The organism is Rhodococcus sp. MSC1_016 (genome assembly GCF_023667485.2).
GTDB lineage: Bacteria > Actinomycetota > Actinomycetes > Mycobacteriales > Mycobacteriaceae > Rhodococcus_F > Rhodococcus_F oxybenzonivorans.
This window is the reverse complement of sequence record NZ_JAMOZI020000001.1, coordinates 940987-957013: the sequence shown is the minus strand read 5'-3', so window position 1 is coordinate 957013 and position 16027 is coordinate 940987. Positions and strand designations below refer to the sequence as shown.

At 65.1% G+C, this 16027-nt stretch carries 20 protein-coding genes; all 20 read left to right on the top strand.

What is annotated here, in order from left to right; genetic code table 11:
• The first annotated feature begins 13 nt into the window (after window positions 1–13).
• The 20 genes from L1080_RS04400 (at window position 14) to L1080_RS04305 (ending at window position 16018) form a co-directional block, all read left to right on the top strand.
• Window positions 14–928 (top strand): phage major capsid protein, encoded by a 915-nt coding sequence (locus tag L1080_RS04400; protein WP_250777454.1) that lies wholly within the window; start codon window positions 14–16, stop codon window positions 926–928.
• A 2-nt stretch (window positions 929–930) separates the two neighbouring features.
• Complete coding sequence (locus L1080_RS04395; RefSeq protein WP_250777456.1) at window positions 931–1284, top strand: hypothetical protein; 354 nt, start codon at window positions 931–933, stop codon at window positions 1282–1284.
• 15 nt (window positions 1285–1299) lie between these two features.
• On the top strand, window positions 1300–1671 hold the full coding sequence (locus L1080_RS04390; protein WP_250777459.1) for a hypothetical protein: 372 nt from the start codon (window positions 1300–1302) through the stop codon (window positions 1669–1671).
• Entirely contained in the window at window positions 1658–1987 is a 330-nt protein-coding gene (locus L1080_RS04385) for a hypothetical protein (RefSeq protein ID WP_250777462.1), read from the top strand. The genes L1080_RS04390 and L1080_RS04385 overlap by 14 nt, the downstream gene beginning before the upstream one ends.
• Window positions 1984–2232: a hypothetical protein gene (locus L1080_RS04380; RefSeq protein ID WP_250777464.1), complete on the top strand. Its 249-nt coding sequence runs from the start codon at window positions 1984–1986 to the stop codon at window positions 2230–2232. The genes L1080_RS04385 and L1080_RS04380 overlap by 4 nt, the downstream gene beginning before the upstream one ends.
• Window positions 2229–2636, top strand: coding sequence for a hypothetical protein (locus L1080_RS04375; RefSeq protein WP_250777467.1), 408 nt, complete (start codon window positions 2229–2231; stop codon window positions 2634–2636). Before L1080_RS04380 ends, L1080_RS04375 begins: the two co-directional genes overlap by 4 nt.
• Before the next feature lie 43 nt (window positions 2637–2679).
• Window positions 2680–3510, top strand: a complete 831-nt coding sequence (locus L1080_RS04370; protein ID WP_250777470.1) for a hypothetical protein — start codon at window positions 2680–2682, stop codon at window positions 3508–3510.
• 80 nt (window positions 3511–3590) lie between these two features.
• Complete coding sequence (locus L1080_RS04365) at window positions 3591–3899, top strand: hypothetical protein (RefSeq protein ID WP_250777473.1); 309 nt, start codon at window positions 3591–3593, stop codon at window positions 3897–3899.
• A complete protein-coding gene (locus tag L1080_RS04360) occupies window positions 3886–4482 on the top strand; it encodes a hypothetical protein (protein WP_250777475.1) in 597 nt (198 codons plus the stop codon). Before L1080_RS04365 ends, L1080_RS04360 begins: the two co-directional genes overlap by 14 nt.
• A gap of 74 nt (window positions 4483–4556) precedes the next feature.
• Window positions 4557–4895, top strand: a complete 339-nt coding sequence (locus L1080_RS04355) for a hypothetical protein (RefSeq protein ID WP_250777477.1) — start codon at window positions 4557–4559, stop codon at window positions 4893–4895.
• Window positions 4896–4903: 8 nt separating this feature from the next.
• On the top strand, window positions 4904–8809 hold the full coding sequence (locus tag L1080_RS04350; RefSeq protein ID WP_250777479.1) for a phage tail tape measure protein: 3906 nt from the start codon (window positions 4904–4906) through the stop codon (window positions 8807–8809).
• Entirely contained in the window at window positions 8809–9732 is a 924-nt protein-coding gene (locus L1080_RS04345; RefSeq protein ID WP_250777481.1) for a hypothetical protein, read from the top strand. Before L1080_RS04350 ends, L1080_RS04345 begins: the two co-directional genes overlap by 1 nt.
• Window positions 9729–11414 carry a Gp37-like protein gene (locus L1080_RS04340; RefSeq protein ID WP_250777483.1) on the top strand — a complete coding sequence of 562 codons (1686 nt, stop codon included), beginning with the start codon at window positions 9729–9731 and terminating at the stop codon, window positions 11412–11414. Before L1080_RS04345 ends, L1080_RS04340 begins: the two co-directional genes overlap by 4 nt.
• 17 nt (window positions 11415–11431) lie before the next feature.
• Window positions 11432–11824 (top strand): phage gene 29 protein family protein, encoded by a 393-nt coding sequence (locus L1080_RS04335; RefSeq protein WP_250777485.1) that lies wholly within the window; start codon window positions 11432–11434, stop codon window positions 11822–11824.
• Complete coding sequence (locus L1080_RS04330) at window positions 11824–12426, top strand: M15 family metallopeptidase (RefSeq protein WP_250777488.1); 603 nt, start codon at window positions 11824–11826, stop codon at window positions 12424–12426. Before L1080_RS04335 ends, L1080_RS04330 begins: the two co-directional genes overlap by 1 nt.
• Window positions 12426–13337 carry a hypothetical protein gene (locus L1080_RS04325; protein WP_250777491.1) on the top strand — a complete coding sequence of 304 codons (912 nt, stop codon included), beginning with the start codon at window positions 12426–12428 and terminating at the stop codon, window positions 13335–13337. Before L1080_RS04330 ends, L1080_RS04325 begins: the two co-directional genes overlap by 1 nt.
• Before the next feature lies 1 nt (window position 13338).
• A complete protein-coding gene (locus tag L1080_RS04320) occupies window positions 13339–13605 on the top strand; it encodes a hypothetical protein (protein ID WP_250777494.1) in 267 nt (88 codons plus the stop codon).
• Window positions 13598–14104, top strand: coding sequence for an MFS transporter (locus L1080_RS04315; protein ID WP_250777497.1), 507 nt, complete (start codon window positions 13598–13600; stop codon window positions 14102–14104). The genes L1080_RS04320 and L1080_RS04315 overlap by 8 nt, the downstream gene beginning before the upstream one ends.
• On the top strand, window positions 14104–14466 hold the full coding sequence (locus L1080_RS04310; RefSeq protein WP_250777499.1) for a hypothetical protein: 363 nt from the start codon (window positions 14104–14106) through the stop codon (window positions 14464–14466). The genes L1080_RS04315 and L1080_RS04310 overlap by 1 nt, the downstream gene beginning before the upstream one ends.
• 19 nt (window positions 14467–14485) lie before the next feature.
• A complete protein-coding gene (locus L1080_RS04305) occupies window positions 14486–16018 on the top strand; it encodes a DUF7257 domain-containing protein (RefSeq protein WP_250777502.1) in 1533 nt (510 codons plus the stop codon).
• Window positions 16019–16027 lie beyond the last annotated feature (9 nt).

Here is a 16027-nt window from a genome sequence, read left to right as displayed (position 1 = left end):
AGGAATTGGCCTGATGCCTACCACGTACCCTGATCAGGGGCCCACCGTCAACGGTCAGAAGATCACCGTTGACCGACTGATGAACAACCCGGTGCTGATCTACCGCACCCTCCGCACGCTCATCGACCAGCGCCTCGTCGGTGACAAGATCCTCTCGGGCAAGGTCGATCTGACCGGCTCGGGCTCGGCGATCTTCGAGACCGGCGAGTCGATCTACTCCGATCGTGCCGCTGAGCGCGTCGGCGACATGGGCGAGTACCCGACCACCACCGACTCGGCAGGTCCCGTGTCGCAGGTCAAGGCCGAGAAGTGGGCGCTCGCGACCGAGTTCCCCGACGCTCTCGTCGCCCGCAACCGCATGGACCTGGCGTCGCGCAAGCTGATCAAGCTCGCGAACCGCCTGACCAAGCAGTTCGACGAGGTCGTTCTGTCTGCCGTGGCGTCCGCCGTCACACAGACGCAGGCCGCCGAGGCTGCCTGGAACACCGCCGGAGCGAACCCGTTCCTCGATGCGCTGCTCTCGGGCGCGAAGATCGACGAGCTGAACGAGGGCTACGAGGTCGACACGATCATCGCTCGCCCGACGCAGTTCGCCCGCATCCTCGGTGCTGCGAAGATCCTCGATCACCTGCCGCGAGAGGGTGCCGACGCGCCCGTGCTGACCGGCCGTCTGATCTCGATCGCCGGATTCACCATCATCAAGACCACGAACCTGCCGCCGTCCACGGACGTGATGGTTCTCGACTCGACCCAGCTCGGGTCGATCGCGTTCGAGGATCAGGGTGGCGGATACACCGGCGGTGCCGATGGTGTGCAGACCAAGCGCTTCCGCAAGGAAGAGGCGGACGGCTGGCGCATCCAGGCCCGCAAGGTCGGCGTGCCGATGGTCCAGGAGCCCAACGCGGCTCTGAAGGTGACGGGGGTCTGATCATGGCGAAGCAGTACTACGGCAAGGCCGCTCTGACCATCGTGCGTCAGAAGAGCAACGGCTCGCGCGTCTACGTCTACGCGGGCCAGCCGGTCGGTGACGACGTCGACGCCAAGGAGATCGAGCGCCTCGAAGCCGAGGGCTTCATCGAGGGCGTCACCGTCGCGGCCCCGGTGGTCGTGTCGACGACGGACGCTTCCGGTTCGGACTCCGATGGGGCGCAGTCCAACCCCACCGCCGCGCCCGGCCCGAACGCCAAGAAGGCCGACTGGGTCGAGTACGCCGTCTCGAAGGGCTACGACCGGGCAGAGGCAGAGAAGGCAACTCAGGCCGATCTGATCAAGGCGCTCGGCTGACGAGGAGGGGGCGGCATGGCATTCGCGACAACTATTGAGCTGACGTTGAACTGGCGCCCCCTACGCTCGGAGGAGACCCGGTGGGCGCAGGCACTGCTCGACGCCGCCGGTAGGTGGATCCGCCGGCAGCGGCCCGACATCGCCGCCGACGATCCGGACGCGAAACTCGTCTCGATCGCGGTCGTCCGAAGCGCCTTGATCCCGGGGCCACACACCGGGTACTCCTCGTACTCGAGCACGCTCGGGCCGCGCGCGAAGTCGGGCACCCTCACCAATCCGAACGCGGCGCTGGTGTGGGAGGACTGGATGAAGGAACTCCTGGGGATCTCCACGCAACCAACGGCCACGGGGTATTTCGGGAACGGGGTCAGCTGTGAGCGATGGTGAAACCGTACGGATCCGCCCCGGCAGGAAACTCGACGCCGATCAGAACCCCGTCGCTACGACGGGCTCGGAGTTCGACATCGAGGACTGCGTGATCGAGCCGATCGGCAGCGAAGAGTCGAAGGGATACGGGCGCAGCGGAACCGTCACACGGATTCGTATCTACACGCCCGGCCCGGTCGCCCGGCCGATCCTCGCAACCGACGTGGTCGAAGCGCGGGGAAAGGCCTGGACGATCGAGGGATTCCCCGACGACTGGGCGGACGAGGACGCCGATCTGTCCGGCCCGGTGATCACGGCCGCGAGGGGGATCGGATGAGCCGCCCGAACGTCCGACTCAATCGCGCCGGAGTCGGCCGACTCCTCAAGTCGGAGGGGTACGCCGCGGCGATCAACGGTCTCGCTCATGAGATCGCGGACGCCGCGGGCGATGACGCGCAGGTCGCGGAGTACACCACCGACCGCAAGGCCGCGTCAGTGTCGGTGCCCGCGTATCAGCAGGCCAGCGACGGCAACCTCACTCGGGCTGCCGCCGCTGTCGGACTAGAGGTGAGGAACCGGTGAAGGCGCTCCGCATGCCGGCCGACCCGGCCGGACGCGTCAAGGCGTACCTACTCGTCACGCTTCCGACGTTGATCGGCGAAGTACACACGGTGTCGGTAGGTGGCCCCGGCGAAGATTGGGACGTTGACACCAGCCCTCCGCACGTCGGCATCTTCAACGACGGCGGACCCAGTAGGTGGCCCGTCGCCACGCGTCCGCTGCTCCGGGTGACGGCGTGGTCGGACGGTCGCACCAGATCATGGGACCTCGCTGGCCTGTGCATGGGCGTCCTGCTCGCCCACAGGATTCCGGGTATCGCCAACGTGCGTGAGCCGTCGTCGATCCTCGACGACCGGGACCCCAAGAACGACGGGTTGATGGCCTCGTTCACGGTTCGGACCACCGTCCGCACCCTCTCTGTCTAGCTGCCACTCGGTGGCCCAATGCCCTTGAAAGGGGTGCTTTGCCATGCCAAACGAAATCAATCCCGATGCCTCCCGGATTTGGGACGGGGCCGAGACCTACGTAATCCCCCGCAGCGCCGTCGTCGGCGGGGACATCTCGGCCTACATTCCCGCGAACGTCGACGAGGAACTCGATCCGCTGTGGGAGTTCGTCGGACTCCTCGACGCATCCGCCGGAATCCCGGTCAACCCCGAGATCGAGATCACCCACTACGACGGGTTCGGACACCCCCGGTACCGCAGCAAGGCGCGCAAGGGCGCGATCTCCACCGGCTTCACTGCCCTGGAGGACAACTCGGTCACACGCAAGTTCGTGCTGCCCGGTTCCTCGCCCAACAAGATCGGCGCCCCGAAGGGTGTGTACTTCTACGTCGCGTACGTCCTGCGCGACGAGGACATCGTCACCGACATTCGGATCACCCTGCGGCCCGCACTGTTCGAGCTGACCGGCCACAGTGGCGCGGTCGAGGGTGAGCAGGAGTCCTACGAGATCGCCTGCCACCACGCGAACGACGCGAACGGTGACGTATTCCAGCGGGTGGAGACCTCCTCGGTCGAGCCCACGGTGAAGACGTTCACCCTCCCGGCCGGTACGACGGGCGGCACCTGGACGGTCGCGGTCGACACGAAGGCGACCGGGCCGCTGGCAAGTTCAATCACGCGGGCACAGTTCGAGTCCGCACTCGAGGCGCTGTCGACTGTTGGCGAGGGCAACGTCACCGTCACCGGTACAGGTGGTCTCACCGGTTACACCGCCACGATCTACGTGCCGGTCACGACGGTCACCGCGACGGGTACCAGCCTTACCCCGTCCGGCACGGTCGCCGTCTCCTGATACCCCGGCCGCCTGGTGGAGTGCAGCCCGCCAGGCGGCCGGTTCTACCTTCTGCTGCACCAGCTGCACATAGGAGCGTCATGCCCCGCACACCGACCGATCAGGAGATGCAGGCGGTCGCCGAACGGCTCGGCATCGTCGAGCCAGGACAGCCCCTGCCCCCGCGTCTTCGAGCCAAGGTCGCGAAGACGATCCAGGCGGCCGAGAAGATCGAGGCGACCGAGCAGGCGGAAGCAGCCGCGTCGTCCGGCTTCGTGACGCCCGTCGTCACCATCCACGCCGAGCTGATCACGGCCGGCCTTCCCGAAACCGCCGCGGCCCGAGTGGTCGCGGCCATCGCGCCCGCAATCTGGCGCACAAGTCAAGGAGCTGCACATGCCCGCCAATGACGACTTCGACGCGTTCGAGAACGACGACGAGTTCAGCGCAGAGGAACTCCGCGCCGCCGCCGCCGCACTCCGCGAAGGACGGAACCCCGACCCCGATCCCGACGACGAGGACTTCGACCCCGAGGACCTCGTCGACGTCGACCAGGGCGAGGACGAACCGGACGAGGCGGACGAGGCGGACGAAACTCGCAGCGCCGCGGCCGCCGTCGTCCGCGCGAACCGCCCGAACCGCAAGCAGCGCCGGGCAGCCGGGACAATCCCGAGCCACGCACCCAAACCGCAGGACCACAAGCCGAAGAAGTCGCCCGCCCAGGCCGAGGCGGAAGACTCCGATCTACTCCTCACCCTGTTCGGTAAGGAGCTGCGCATCGACCGCAGCGCCGTGCTCAACAACTGGGATTGGCAGCTCGGCGCGATCGAGAAGAACCCACTGCAAATGGTCAAGGGCTTGCTCGGCCAGAAGCAGTTCAACTGGTTCTGCATGCGCTCGCAGGCCGAGGGCATGCAGCCGCTGCAAGCGGCGACCGAACTGATGGACCTGTTCGCCAACGCGGCCGGGTTCGAGAGCACGGGAAACTCCTAGGCCTCCTCGCACTGCTCCGCGACCAGGAGAAGTGCGACGCGATCGAGGCCGACCTGAGCAGATTCCACAACGGTATGGACCTCCGCGACCTGTGGCGAGCCGACGATGACGGGAACCCACGCCTGACCCTGCGCCAGGTGTGGGTCCGCGTCCGCCACCTCCCACGGACGTCGGCGCTGGCGATCCTCGACAACGGAGGAACCGAACCATGGTCGATCGCCAACCATCTCAGCGCTGATCTCTGGCTCGTCCTCGCACGGGCGAACTCGAAAAAGGGCAAGGCACCGAAGGACCATCCCGCCCGCGAGAAGCAGATGAAGAAGCGGACAGCGAAAAAGGCGAGCACCAAACGCACCGCGTACGAACGCGCGAAGGCACGCAACGCCAGGCGCATCGCTGGCACGAGAACGTAGGAGGCGACGTGGCTGAATCGATCGGTTGGGCAACCCTGCAGGTCATCCCTTCCATGGAGGGCGTCGCCGGCCGGATGAACAGCCAACTCGTCGGCCCGATGCGGACCGCCGGTCAGGCAGCCGGTCGGGCTGCGGGCCAAGGCGTCGCCTCCGGAATCGAGGCCGCCCGCTCTGCCGTCGACAAGGCCACGTCAGTCCTGGCGAAGTCGCAGGACAAGATTGCTGACGCGACCGGTAAGCGTGCGGTCGCGGAGGCGCAGCTGCAGGCACTGGTGGAAAAGGGTGTCACCGATGCCGGTCGGCTCGCCGCCGCGACGGAGAAGATCGAAGCCGCACGCCGGCGGGAAACAGCCGCAGCCCGCGAGGCAGAGAAGGCCACCCGGGATCTCGCCGCGGCCGAAGAGCGGGCAGCCACAGCAACCGACGAGGTCGCTGGTTCCGCCGAGCGCATGTCCGGTGGATTCCGGTCGATGTTCTCCGGTCTCGGTGGGGGAACGAAGCAGCTCCTCGCGTTCGGAACCGGCATGGCTGGCGTGGCCGGGGCCGCGGATCTCATGGGCAAGGCGATGGACCAGGAGAAGTCCGTCTCGAAGCTCAACGCTTCCCTGGGCGCGAGTGGCCAGATGGCCGCGGATTTCGGCGCCGCAGCGAAGTCGGTGTTCTCCTCGGGCGTCGGCGAGTCGATCGGCGAGATCTCCAGCGCGGTCGGCCTCGTCCAGTCGTCGTTCGCGACACTCGGGTTCGAAGGGGATGCGTCGCTCGAGCAGGCCACGACCCGCGCGGTCAACTTCGCGAACGTCTTCGGCACAGACATCGCGTCCTCGGTACAGGCCGCGTCGACGCTCGTAAACAACGGGCTGGCGAAGGACTCGACCGAAGCCTTCGACCTGATGACGAAGAGCTTCCAGACCGTGCCGGCCGCCATGCGCGACGAGCTGCCCGAGATCATCCAGGAATACGGCACAAACTTCAGGGCGCTCGGCTTCGACGGCCAGGAATCCTTCAACCTGCTCGTAAGCGCTGCGGGGCAGGGAAAGTTCGCACTCGACAAGACCGGCGACGCCCTCAAGGAATTCACCATCCGTGCAACGGATGGATCGAAATCCACAGTCGGGACGTTCGAGGAAATCGGGCTTAACGCGATCGAGATGGGCGACCGTGTCGCTCTGGGCGGCGACGGTGCACAGGCGGCCCTGCAAGAGACGGCCACCGCTATCCTCTCGCTCGAGGACCCGACGTCGCGGACCAACGCGGCTATCGCACTCTTTGGTACTCCGCTCGAAGATCTCTCGGTCGATCAGATCCCGGCCTTCCTCGAAAGCCTCGCAGGCGCACCGAACGCCATGGCGGACTTCGCGGGTGCGACGGATGCCATGGGCGACACCCTCAACGACAACGCCGCCTCGAAGCTCGAGACCTTCAAGCGCGGGATCGAGTCCTCGATCGTCGGGGTCCTGGGCGACCAGGCGCTACCGATGATGAGCGAGTTCACCGGCTCCCTCGAGGAGAACGAGGGCAGCATGCTCGCCACCATCGCCGGGATGACCGGGATGGGCGGTGCCCTCGCGGGATTCGAGCAGGCCAAGGGTGTGTTCGACTCCGCGAAAGAAGGTGTGCTCGGACTCAAGGACGGTTTCCTGCAGGCGAAGGACACCGCGCAGCAGGCGTGGTCGAGTGTGCAGGCCGGTGCCGGGTGGGCGAAGTCGAAGGCTTCGGCCGTGGCGTCGTTCGTGCAGACCTCCGCCTCGGCCACCGTCGAGGCGGTCAAGACCGGAGCGGCGTGGACCGGTGCACAGGCGAAGGCCGGTGCCGGGTGGGCAGCTGCGAAGCTATCCGCGGTCGGAACGTTTATCGCGATGTCCGTCTCAGCGACCGTCGAGGCCGCCAAGACGTCCGCAGCGTGGGTGGCATCGAACACCCGCACCGCCGCATCGTTCGTCATCAGCAAGGGCGCGATGGTCGCAACGACCGTGGCGACCGGTGCGATGACCGCCGCACAGTGGCTCCTCAATGCGGCATTGAGCGCCAACCCAATTGGCGTCATCATCGTCGCTGTGGCCGCCCTGGCGGCTGGCCTGATCTACTTCTTCACCCAAACCGAACTCGGGCGGCAGATCATATCCGCCGCGTGGTCCGGCATACAGGCTGCGATCTCGTTCGCCTGGGAATCGGTGATCAAACCGATCTTCGATTTGTGGTGGGCAGGCATGCAGAAAATCGGAGACGTCGCACTCTGGCTGTGGAATTCAGCCATAGTTCCCGCCTTCAACGGCGTCCGCGACGTCATCGGCGGCGTCGCCACCTGGGTCGGTGACCGGTTCAACGACATAGTCGGATTCGTCACCAGCATGCCCGAGCGGATCTCGTCCGCCGCGTCAGGTATGTGGGACGGCATCAAGAACGCGTTCAAGTCCGCGATCAACTGGATCCTCGAACGCTGGAATTCACTCGACTTCACCATCCCGTCGATGGAGTTCGCGGGACAGAAGTTCGGTGGATTCACCCTCGGACTGCCGGATATTCCACTGCTCGCGGGCGGTGGTGTTGCCGGTGTTCAACGGGACGGGAAGCTGTTCGGTCCCGGCACCGGAACGTCCGACTCAATCCTGGGCATGGATCTGCGGGGTGTTCCGACCGCGCTGGTCTCAGCCGGGGAGGGTGTCGTCAAGCACGCGGCCATGAGCCGCGGCGGTGCCGAGCTGGTCGCCGCACTCAACGCCGGGTGGACGCCGTCCGCTGACTTCCTACACGGGCTGCTCGGCGGCGACTTCCGGTCGAACCCGTTCGGAATCGAGGAGGACAACCCGGTCGTCGGCGCGCTGCTCGGCCTTCCCAGGTTCGCGGCCGGCGGCGTGGTGCCGGCAAACGATCTGGTCGACTTCGCGAAGGGAGTCGAGGGCAAGCCGTACGACTGGGGCGGAGTCAACTGGGGCGACTGCTCGGGTGCGATCTCGGCGCTCGCGAACTACGCGACGGGGCTGGCTCCGTTCGCGTCCCGGTTCGCGACGATGACCGAGGCCGAGGAACTCGCGAAGCGCGGGTTCTCGTCGGGACTCGGCCCGAGTGGCTCGCTACAGGTGGGGTGGTTCAACGGTGGCCCGTACGGCGGGCACACCGCGGCGACCCTGCCCAATGGTGTCGGATTCGAGATGGGCGGCAGCCGCGGCAATGGTCAGTACGGCGGCCAGGCGGCGAAGGCCAACGATCCGATGTTCACCGATCACGCGCACCTGTCGCTGACGAAGGACGTCGGCACCCCGTACGACGTCCGTGAGGGCGACGTGCGGTCCGACGCGGGACCCGCGGGCAACTGGTCGGGGACAACCCCACCGGCTGGGTCGACAGTTCCGTCCGCACCGTCGACCACGTCGGGTGCATCGAGCACGGAACCGGCGAAGGCGTTTTCGGCCCGCGATCGGTACAAGTCGATGTTCACCGACATCGGCGGTATCTGGGCTGATGCGTCGATCGAGATGTTCGGGATGGGCGACTGGCTGGACCTGGCCGACCGCTACACGATCAAGGACAGCGCCGGAACTGCGGGAGCGCCTGGCGCACCAGCGGTCGGTGGTGACACCGGGGGCGGTGATCCGAACATCATCCCGATGATCGAGCAGGCGAAGTCATTCCTGAAGGGTGTCGGCCTGTTCGACACCGGCGGCATTTGGGAGCCAGGCACTTTCGGGTTCAACGGGCTACACGAACCCGAGCACGTCCTCAAGGACGCGCACTGGAAGGTCGCCGAAGGGAACATGACCAAGCTCGACGAGCTCGTCGGCGCTGGTGTGGGTGGTGGTCCGCGCGTGCAGATCATCAACAACAACAACCAGACGATCGCCGATCAGGCGTCCTGGCAGCGCGATCAGGCGAACCGTACGCGGATCGCGATGATGCGGTACGGAGGAGGCAACTAGTGGCTGTCGATATTGCCTTCATCAGTCCCGAGGGGGAACGCTTCGACGTGAACGGGCGCTTGGCCGGCCGTCAGGGAATCATCATGGCGGCCGGTCAGGTGCAGAACATCTACGGTGCCCCGATCTCGCAGGAGTGGAAGCGAGCTGCTCGCGAGCGGGGCGGCCGGTTCAAGTCGCAGTCGTTCCCCGTGCGGGATATGGCGATCGGTCTGCACCTGTTCGGCGACGATCATCCGGACGGCATCGAGTATCTCGAAACCATGATGGATCACTGCTTCCCATCAGAGCCGGACGAGTGGGATCCCGACTGGCAGCCGGGCCGAATCGTCGTCAAGTCGAAGAACGCGGTCCGGAGACTGTTCGCGATGCGGTATGAGGGCGACGATTTCGAACCCGATTACGACCCTCACGTCGACGACTACGAGAATCCCATTCTGAAGCTTCGTGCGGGGATGCCCTTTTGGGAGGCCCGGCCGAAGGTCACGGCGTGGGAGACGGACGGCACGTCGGGATCTGGCTTCATCGAGGTCTCGAATCCGACGCCGGTGCTGATGTTCCAGGCGTGGCGGCTCACCCTCGGGACGTGGTCAATCCCCGATCCGTCATGGGTGGGCCAGAAGGGCAAGCGTGTCCCGGGTGGTGAGTACGGCGACCGGGTAGTCAATCTGCTCCCCATCGACCCGGTGCACGGCGGCGCACGGATCAACTACGACCCGATGCGTCTGATGCTCGAATCCTGGTCGGGCACCAACCTGCTCGGCGAGAACGGCGGGCGTGATTTCTTCATGCACAAAATACCGCCGTTTACCCCGCCGACAATGTTGCCGATTTCGGTGACGGGTGCGCCGGCGGGCGTCGGTGCACGCGCTGAACTGCACCAGCCGCGTCTATGGCTGAAGCCCTGGGGAGGTGAATGGCGATGAGTGTGGATCTGAGTCTGAGTCTCGAGGAGCAGTGCCAGGCGATCTGGGACGAGACCGAGGCGCGCGACCGGTGGATGCAGGCGCAGCGGCGCAAACCCCCTCTGGTTCGTCTCCATACGGGGGCGAACTGCGATCTCGTACACATCGTCGAGTGTGAGGACGAGGCAACCTGGGAGGACCCGGACAACGACACCGGCCCGGGGACGCTCATCCTCGACTTCGCAACGCCGCAGGCGCAGTGGCTCAACGACATGTATGGGCGCATCGAGCGTGGCGAGAAGCGCAATGTGATTGTCTCCGTCGATTATTGCGGCATTCGGTGGTCGGGCTTGCTCGAAGAGTGCGATGTGCAGACCGACGAGACGGGCTACACCAGGCTCGTCGCGACTTTCCTGTCGGACTTCGAGCAGCTCAAGTCGAAGTTGCTGTGGTCGACACCGGTGATGCCGGCGGCTTTCCAGCCGATCAAGGTATTCGGGCTCGCTGGACCTGCCCCGTGGGTCTGCCTCACTGCGCTACAAATAAATCTTTGGCGCGAGAACTTCAGCCTTATCACGATGCCCGACGACCCTCTCGCACCGTCCGCGTGGTTCACCGGTCTGGATATGGCGAACTGGACTGTCGTCGTGAAGCCGTCGAGCTTCATGTATTGGATGGGTCAGGGTGTGCCGTGGGCGATCCTCACCTCGCGGTTCAAGTACTGGCACGAAGCCGCGCAGGACATCCTCGCCGACGCCGAGCTGTCACTGAGGTGGCGGCGGTGGTTCGAGGGTGATCCGCCACCGTGGGAGGGCGCGAACGTTCGCCACGGTGCGCTCGTCGTGTGGATCGAAGATATGTCGGGCGTGCTCGCGGGCACCTCGAACGGAGGCACGCTGGCGGACGGCCTGATTCGCACGATCCGCTCGTACACCGATGACTTCGTCGAGAACATCGAAGAGACCATCACCGATATGCCGGTGATCGACGACTACCGGGATCCGAACAAGCCGTTCTCGTACGACCCACGGGTGCCGTACGTCTACTACCCGCCGGACTCACCGGGCGTGACTCAGTCGAGTTTCAAGTCGAAGGGCGCGAAATACGTCCAGCTCGTCACGGGCGGGCACTCGATGCCCGGCGTCAACGAGACCATGAGCGCCCTGACGCAAGGCATCTTCGACGTCATCGGCAATGCGTTGCAGGTCGGGTCGATCGGCGGATCGGTCGACGCGATCTTGAAGCCGTTCTACGAGGACACCGTCCTCGCGTGGGTTGCGGTCAAGCTTTTCGAAAGAGCCCAAGCCTCGGGTGATTTCAGACTGTTCGAGTTCTTCATTGCCTCGGCTGGGAAGGCGTACACACTCGACACGCTCATGGTTCTCCGCAAGGGCGCCCACGACACCCGCACCATCTTCTCCTGGTCGATGTCGATCGCCGACGCGACGCCGTACATGGTGGGAGAGAACGGCCTCGGCCATTTCGCGAGGGGCCACAGAATCGCGGGCCGGATACCCGGTGACCTCACTCGCCGCATTCACGTGCAACGTGTCGCGAAGACGACGCTCGGTTGGGGCCAAGACAGGTCCGCTAACTGGGATCTCGTCGTGGGTGAGAACAAGCCACAGGAAGATCCGCTCGTGCGCCTGATGGGCGACGCGGCCCATCTCAAATCCGAACTCAAGGAAGCTGGTGTGTTCTAGTGCTCAACGAAAATGACATGCCGACCCGCGAGAACTGCGACCTCGACGATCCCGAGGAGATGTTCTGGTGGATGTTCGTCGCGCAGCCCGAACTCAAGGGCGGACTTGCGCTGATGGTGTGGGCGTACTACCGCCTGATGTCGAAGCGCCTGCACGATCTCGGCGCCCGACTCAAGTGCGACGCGTGCGGGCACATGGCCGAGCCGAAGCTCAAGCTACGGCTGCCACCCACGGATGCGCACTGGCTCGCCGGTGAGGGCAAGTGGGTCGACATCAACGAACCCGATGCACCACGCGACGAGGCCGAAGAGATCGTGCGAAAGCTACCGCCCGCAGCGCGCGCAAAACTGAACTCGGCCCTCGACGCGATCAAAGCGGAAGAGGCCATGCAGAGGGGGAACAAGGGCTGATGAGTTTCCGAACCGCTTACGGCAACGCCTGGTCCGAGAACGGATGGCGGATGTGTGACCGCAACGAGTGCGAGCGCATCTACATCGATGGTGCGAACAACGACTACCTTGCGGCGATGATCGTCCGCTCGGGTCCCTCCGAGGTAGTGCTGCGGGCGTGGGCGACCTGGTACCACCGCAACGTCGAACCGCTCGACCGATACCAGTCCGGTGTCGGTGACGACTGGGGCTGGTCGGCAACGAACGACGTCGCCAACAGCAACCATCTGTCAGGCACGGCACTGGACTTCAACGCCGTCCAGTACCCATGGGGCGCCCGCGTCATGCCGAGAGAGCGCATCGCGAAGGTGCGCGAGGGCCTGAAGCTGTTCCGAGGATTCGTCTTCTGGGGCGCTGACTGGGCGCGCGCCGATGAGATGCACTACCAGATCGGTGTCCGCGAGTTCGATGCGGACGGCCAGCCGAACCGCGCTCTCGTCGCCTTCGCCGACGAGCTCGTAAACGGGTTGCACGGAATCCTCGCGCCCGCGGTGCCGGCCGCTCCGGAGTACGACGACTTTGTGCTCGAGGGCTTCGGCCAACTGGTTCCGAGGAGGTCCTGATGGGCACCTATTGGGCGGACGTCAGCCAGTATCAGCGTGTCGTCGATGACACCTACCCGCACCGGGTGTTCTCGTTTCGCACGAACTCGGGCGACAAGCTCGACACGAATGCGGCGGCGAATCTCGCCTGGGGTCTGCGCGCCCTGGACGAGGGGCGCATCGACGTCCTCATTCCCTACTACTTCTTCCGGCCCGGGCAGGCGAACTGTGACCTGTGGCGCCAGGTCGTCACCGTCGACGGAAAGATCGATCCGCGAATCGTGTGCATGGTCGATGTCGAAGGCGATCGAGGCACGGTGTACGGGGACCACTCGGCTGAGCTCAACGCTGAAGTCAGCCGCGTACAGGGCTGGCTCGGAGGGAGGCGGGTGATCGGCTACCTCAATCCGATGGCCGATCCGCGGTTGTGGCTCACCCGCCCCGGCATCCCGCTGGTCGTACCGCACTACAACAGCACACCCGGGCAGTCCTACGACTTCCTGAACCGCTTCGCGCACCAGTACTCGGACCGCGTCCTGTGCGCCCCGTTCGGTCCGTGCGACGCGAACTACACCCACCTCGAGATCCCCGAACTGCTGACCCTGTTCGGCATCACCGAAGGAGTAACAATGACCGACGTAGTCCGTGAAGGCGCAGCCCAGCTGCACCCGTTCGCCGGGAAGCTGCGGCAGATCGGTACACCCGCCAATGTGAACGAATCGACACGGTCCACCCAGGAGCCGTGGCCCTACGACATCTGGGCGGACCTGTGGAACGAAGCCGTCTGGGACGGTTACGACTTCGATGCCGCGATGGCCGATGTCCCGGACGACGTGAAGCGCTCACTCGTCGGCCTGGTCCGCACGATCGGCGCCCGCCAGTCCCGCATCGAGGGCAAGCTCGACGCCCTCCTCGAGAAGCTGGAGAAGTGAGATGAGTTTCGCTGACAGCAAGTACAACCCGCTGAACTACTCCGCCTCGCAGATCGCGAAAGCGCTCGTCTCGCTGGTCACCACCGCGATCATCCTGTGCGGTCTCGCCGCCGGCGCTTTCGTTGACGGCCCGCTCGCCGCAGTCGGGCTGTGGGCGGCGGCGGGCGCAGCGGCCTTGACCCCGATCGCCGTGTTCCTGAAGGGCGCGACACCCGTGCTCGAGCGGTGGGAGAACGGCGACGTCGGCGACCACGAAGCTGATGCCTGATCGGGTGATGCGGGCGGTGTGGTCCCGGTTGCACGGCGACCGGTTCACCCGCCCGCTGACCCGGCGCATCAACGGCCATCGCGGGAAGTTCCTCGTCCTCTTCGCGATGATCTACGGCCTGTTCGGATACGGGTACATCATTGCCGGGATTACCCCGACCCGACGCGCAGCGTTCGGCTGGCTGCCCGACTGGTTCTCGTTCACGATCCTCGCGTGGCCGTGGCTCCTCGCCGCCGCCGTCGCACTGATCAGCGCGATCTTGTACGACCCGCCGCGCACTGACCGATTCGGCTTCATGGCGCTGGCTGTGGTGCCCATGGTCTGGGGGGGTCTGTACCTGATCTCGTGGCTGAAGGGATCCGCGATCACCGGGTGGATCAGCGCAATCATCTACTTCGCCTTCTCGGCGATCGTCACCCTCGCCTCGTCGTGGCCGAACGCGATCGAGTTAGGCGGTGACCGGCTCCTGCCGAAACATACTGAGCCGGAGGATGATTGATGGGCACCGCTTACGCAGGTTTATGGACGGTACTCGGCGGTGTGGTAACGGTGCTCGGCGCCATCATCGTCGCGAAGATCACCGGCCGGTCATCCGAGAACGCGGCCGTCGAGCCGATACGCGTGAAGGCAGAGCAGGACGCGTTCGAGGCGGCAGCCCGGTACTGGCAGGCACAGATCAACGACCAGGCGGCGCGCATCGAAACGCTCACGGCGACGGTCGGCCGACTCGAAACGAAGGTCGACACCCTCGGGCGGACGTCCGAAGAGAACGAACGGAAGAACCGCCGCCGGATCCGCCAGCTCGAGAACGAGCTGATCACCCACAACATCACAGTTCCCGAATGGGATCCAGCAACCTGACGAAAGGTGGTGGTGCGCTATGACGTCCCCGATCGAGCAGACTCCGGACGGGATGCTCAACGGCCTGGGCACCATCGCCGACTGGGGGCAGAAGACGCAGGCCGAGTACGAAGCCGACCGCGTCAACATGCTCACCGAGAAGACGGAAAACATCACCCTGTTTTCGGTCGGGGCCAGCCTGGTCGACAGTATGGTGAGGCAGATCGCGGACATCCTGAGCGGATTCATCGTGACGCCGATCAACGACATCATTCAAGGGGTCAAGGATTGGTTCAGTGGCCTCGACGATCAGTTCGACGCGGCGACGAACAACGCGATATCCAGTGTGACTAGCAGCCTGTCCGCAGTGGCCGGGTCGCTCGTCGACGTCGCCGCGACGATCCTCGGCATCCAGAACGTGGGTGTGGAGAACGCAACGTCCATCGCTGCGATTAACGCGGCGCTCGGCGGCGAGGCCGGATCGGGCGTCTACTTCGTGGACACCTTCGACCGGGCCGACTCGACAAGCATCGGGTCCGATTGGACGGTCGCCGACCCGTCATCGGTAGGGCTCACGATCACCAGCAACCAGGCGGTCGCCGGTACCGCCGCGACGGGCTCGGTGTTCGCGGCCTGCAATACGATCACGCTCGGCGACAACATGTCCGCCGCAGCCGTCATCGGAGACCCGCTATCGGGGCTGTTCTACGACACCGCGCTACACGTTCGGATGAACACAACGCAGACGGCGTGGGTCTACCTCAACATCTTCAAGAACAAGGTCTACCTGGGGCGCGCTACCCGCTCGGGGTCGAGTTCGACGTACACCGACTGGGTGTCTGTGACGTCGGGAATCTCGATCACCAACGGCACGCAGGTCGAATTGCGGGCCGAGGGCACCACGTACCGCGCCTACGTGGGCGGCAAGCTCGTCGCCGCATACACCGATGCGGCCGTATCGCATCCCGTTGGCGCGTCGTATCGATCAACAGGATTCAAGGTACGGAACGATTCGATCGGACGCTCACTGGCTCTGTCGTCGTTCGCGATGGCGGATATCACCGTGCCGACGACGCTGGGTACCGGCTGGAACCTGTACCGCAACAGCACGTCGGGGTCGTCGTCGACGTCTTGGACCAGTTCCGGGACCGCGTTTGGGTCCAACACGTTCGACGTGGAGGACCGGAAGGCTAATGTCGTCGTCGACAATCTCGGTCTGGGTCGGATTAAAACCATCAAGTCTGGTTGGTACACGGTGACCGTGCACGCGGTGACCAGCACCGCGACCGCCCTTGGTGGGGTCGGGCTGCTGGGCGGAGCCAGTTCCGGGGCGATGAGCATGATCAAGCTCGGGCAGGTCGGTCCCGATTCCGACGAGTCGTATGACGACTTCACAGGGAACAACACGACATCGACCAACGGTAAAACGTTCGGTGCGACGTGGGTCGTGTATTGCCCGGCCGACTACTACCTACAGCCATGCGGCTGGAAGCAATCTTCCTCGGCGAGCATGTCGCTCGTCGGCAACCCAGCCGGGTACAACACGAACTTCTCCGGCGCACTCATGGGATAGGAGCCCGAA